Here is a 3,958-nt window from a genome sequence, read left to right as displayed (position 1 = left end):
CTCTCTGGGGATGCCAGTGGCTATCATTGATGGTCGCAAACTATATGGTAAGCAATCCATCACTAAATGGATTCAGAGCAAAGAAAAAACCGTTTCTTAGACAACCACGAAAAAGAAAACGGTATTTACATAATTATAACATCTAGAAACGTGCAAGTGAATTAATCTTAGATGTTTAACCGAAAAGGAAATAAATTATGAGTCAAGACAACGAAGAATTAATCAAATGTTTAACCGAAAAGGAAATAAATTATGAGTCAAGACAACGAAGAATTAATCAAATGTTTAAATGAAATAAACCAAAGTCTGAAAGATATAAATAGCTCACTTAAAAGTCTGAAAATTATAACAGCTTGTGTCGATTATTAATACAGTATTCTAGAAAGAGAGGTTTCAAATTTGTCTGATAATAAACCACGAACAATTACCATAGACCCTGAGATAAAGGAAAAATATGAACAATTAATCAATAAAACCGTTTGTTGGATAATAATTGATAAAGATGGCAAATCTAAAGTCAATATTTCTGAGTTAGGCAATACTATTCTTGAAGTACATAATTGCATTATCGTTGAGAACGGCAATAAAGACGATTTTTACGAGTATAACAAAGTAAAAGGGTACTGGGAGCTTAGAAACATTAAAAGCATTAAGAGCGTTATTACAGAGCTTTTAAACAGATATAACGTGTGGACTGATCGAGTGGCCAGGGATGCTTTTCATTTTGTTTGTGACAGCATTAAGCGTGTTAAATGGAAAGATACGTTTGGCAAAAAACAAGGTAATTATTTCAACTTCAAAAATGGGGTTTGGAATTGGGATGATTTCAAATTGCAAGAGCATTCGCCTAAGTACTATTTTACATCATGTGTTGATTATGACTTAGTCCCCTTTGATGTAGAAAAAGAGTTAACTAATATCAAGAATAAAAAAGCAGTGCAATTTGAAACAACTAAATGGCTTTGGAAATCGTTTGGTGAAAACATAACTCCAATAATGGAATTGATCGGTTATTCTTTCTACCCCAGTTACAAGCCTATTCAAGCTTTTGTTTTGATAATAAGTAATGGTGGTGACGGTAAGACAACTTTTGCCAATTACCTGCAGACGCTATTAGGCCAGGAAAACGTTGCTCATGTTTCTCTAGAAAACTTGACAGATGATAAGAGCAACAACTTTAGTCTTTCAGAGCTAGCAGGTAAATGGCTAAATATCCATGATGATATTTCAAAGTCCTTTATTAAAAACCCAGCTATTATCAAAACCTTAACAGGTGGCGGTGAAATGAACGCTCCAGTAAAAAATAAAGCCGATATCACCTTTTCTAACCATGCTAAACTGCTTTTTATTGGTAACGAAGAACCTAGTTTTTCCGATACCAGCAATGGCTTTAAGCGCAGGGCAAACATAGTTCACTTCATGCGAATAGAAAACTTTGATAAAGCCATTGATACTGAAAAAATAAAAAAAGAACGTGGTAAATTTGTTTATTTATGTATTTACATAGCAGAGAAAGCTATGGCTAAACATACTCTTACACAAACTTTATCAATTTTGAAAGCAAGAAACAAATGGCTAACTGACAACGATTTAGTTCAGCAATTCATTAATGAAAATTACATTCAAAGTGAAGGTTCAACAGTAAACCAAGAAAATTTATACCAGACTTATAAAAATTGGTGTGATGACAATGGAATTAAGCATCCCCTCACAATGACTAAACTCAAAAACGAATTAGAAAGAAAAGGGATAGTACGAATTAGCAAACAATTGAGATTATCAAACGGCAAAAGACCACGCCTTTATTTCTACAAAAATATCAAAGCTAAATAACTAAGGGAACAAAAAACAATCCTCATAAGCACTGAAATATCAGCAAAGGAACCCATGTGAACAATTAAAGAACAAAATTCAAAATGACCAAATCCCTTGAATAACTAGTTAAGGAACAAAGGAACACTCTTATATTAAAACAGCAGAAGATATATATAATATATATACTATATATACGTGCGTGGCTAAAATCGTTAAAAAAATTGTTCCTTGTTCCCAACCTTGATACTGTAGGGCTTAGGTCTGTTTTTAAATTTGTGACAGCACAAAAATAATTGTGACAAATACTTCTATACATTCGCTAATCAGTTTCAAAAAGCGCGAATGGTCAATTACCTTTTATAGAAAGCAAGGGAATTAAATTTATGTATTACTCACTTGAAGATTTAAATAACTTCGGTAAATTAGATTTTGTTATGCAGATTGAAAGAAAATCTGGTAAGCAAGCAGCAATTCATTTCTGCGATTGCATGACATTAATTTTAAATAAGGCAAAGCATAACGATTATTTTGATGAAATGAACGATAAGCTAAGTTGGTCTAGAATAGCCGTTGAACATGATGGTACACCTACACTATTCTGTGGTTCCCTTTTAACTAAGACATTTTATATCTATACCATCAAAGATAATCAAGTTAAACGTGAGGTCAAGCAACTAGTAAATGAATAATTACAGCCGTTTATGTTAATAAATGGTAAAGCTAATAGGTGTCGTTTTTACTTGTACTAATTTCAATATATTCCACTAATCTAAACTAGCCTTATTGGCTAGTTTTTTGTATTATTGTGTTGAGGTGAATATATTGATTAGTTTAATTTTAGCTACTTTTTTAATATGCTTTTTATTTTTACATTGTCATTATTACCAAAAACAATGTTTGAATTTTGAAATTGAAAATGAACAACATAAATCTAAACATAATAACAAGTTTGAAAATGATAACGGAAAGAAAAATATACGATTCCTAAAAAATTCGTATGGTATTTTTCAACCATCATTATTTCTTTAATATGTGGAGCTTTGCTTATAGTTTACTTTCCAAATATAAAGTTTAATTTAAAAAAATGTCTAATTCAATCATTTCAGTTATTTTTTTGATTCTTCTTATTTATATTACTATTAACATTTCTGGACTATCTAAAGAAAAACTAACAAGTATTTATAAAAAAAAACAAAACGTCTTTTAGATACTTTCTTTCTTTTGAACTTTTAGTTTTGCTAATAATACCATTTACTTTTTATATAGTATCAGTATTTTCTAGATCAAACTTTGAAATGAGCTTTTCCGACTACTTTAATTACTTTGGTGTGATTTTAACTGCTGAGTTTGCTTTTTTAAGTCTACAGTACCAATTATTCGTTACTAGACGAGATGAAAAAGAAATGTTTATTAGGCGTGAAGTTATAACTGGTATGACTTCAATTACGAAAACTTATAAAACTATAAATGACAGCTTGACAGATGCTCAAAATGAATGGTCCCAGAATGAAATGGCTTGCGAATACTCGAGTTTGAATTTTGAGAAAATGCGTGCCTTCATTACAGAAATTTCAAACTATAATTTTATATGCCAGCAGGAAAACGAATTATTTAGAATCTGTTATTTTAAATCTATAGCTAATCAAATTAACAAATTGAATTCAGCAATTGAGAAGACTATCAAACAGGAAAATATAATAATTCTTGAATTAAGCCAAAAAGAAGGAATAATTGATAATCGTTGTCGAAAAAAAGTAGAGATAATGAATGAGTACTTAAAAAAAATTAATCACTTAATTAATGTCCTAAACAAGGATATAAATCACGAAGTACTTGATTTAAAAGTAAATAATAAAAAAATAAAAACAAGGTTTGAACGCGCTTGATATTTTCTAATGAATGAATATAACAATGAAACACACATAGAACAAACAAATGGTTGTATTGATTGAACAAAGACACATAAATGTCGATAAGCGGACATGATGTGTCTTTTTGTTTGCTTTAATTTTATAAGCTGCTGATTGCTTTAATGTCTAAAATTTATATTGATATTCGAATCGAATAGTGTGTGGCCATTCATGGCTGCAGTATTTAATCTCTGGGAAATGGGCGAGGTCGGTGGTTTCTTTATCTCTATAAT

Annotated in this window: 3 protein-coding genes and 1 pseudogene; all 4 read left to right on the top strand. The window is 30.4% G+C overall.

Annotated features, from left to right (window positions below; all coding sequences use genetic code 11):
- Positions 1–100, top strand: a pseudogene (locus LACWKB10_RS10325) (DNA-binding protein); the annotation flags it as partial.
- 299 nt (positions 101–399) lie between these two features.
- Positions 400–1,833, top strand: a complete 1,434-nt coding sequence (locus LACWKB10_RS09580) for a phage/plasmid primase, P4 family (RefSeq protein WP_034981729.1) — start codon at positions 400–402, stop codon at positions 1,831–1,833.
- A 365-nt stretch (positions 1,834–2,198) separates the two neighbouring features.
- Positions 2,199–2,504: a hypothetical protein gene (locus LACWKB10_RS09575; protein WP_034981726.1), complete on the top strand. Its 306-nt coding sequence runs from the start codon at positions 2,199–2,201 to the stop codon at positions 2,502–2,504.
- A gap of 606 nt (positions 2,505–3,110) precedes the next feature.
- Positions 3,111–3,701 carry a hypothetical protein gene (locus LACWKB10_RS09570; RefSeq protein WP_161779318.1) on the top strand — a complete coding sequence of 197 codons (591 nt, stop codon included), beginning with the start codon at positions 3,111–3,113 and terminating at the stop codon, positions 3,699–3,701.
- Positions 3,702–3,958 lie beyond the last annotated feature (257 nt).

The organism is Lactobacillus sp. wkB10 (genome assembly GCF_000760615.1).
GTDB classification, from domain to species: Bacteria; Bacillota; Bacilli; order Lactobacillales; family Lactobacillaceae; genus Lactobacillus; species Lactobacillus huangpiensis.
Note: the sequence above shows the minus strand (reverse complement) of the source record. Positions and strands in the feature narration are given on the sequence as shown.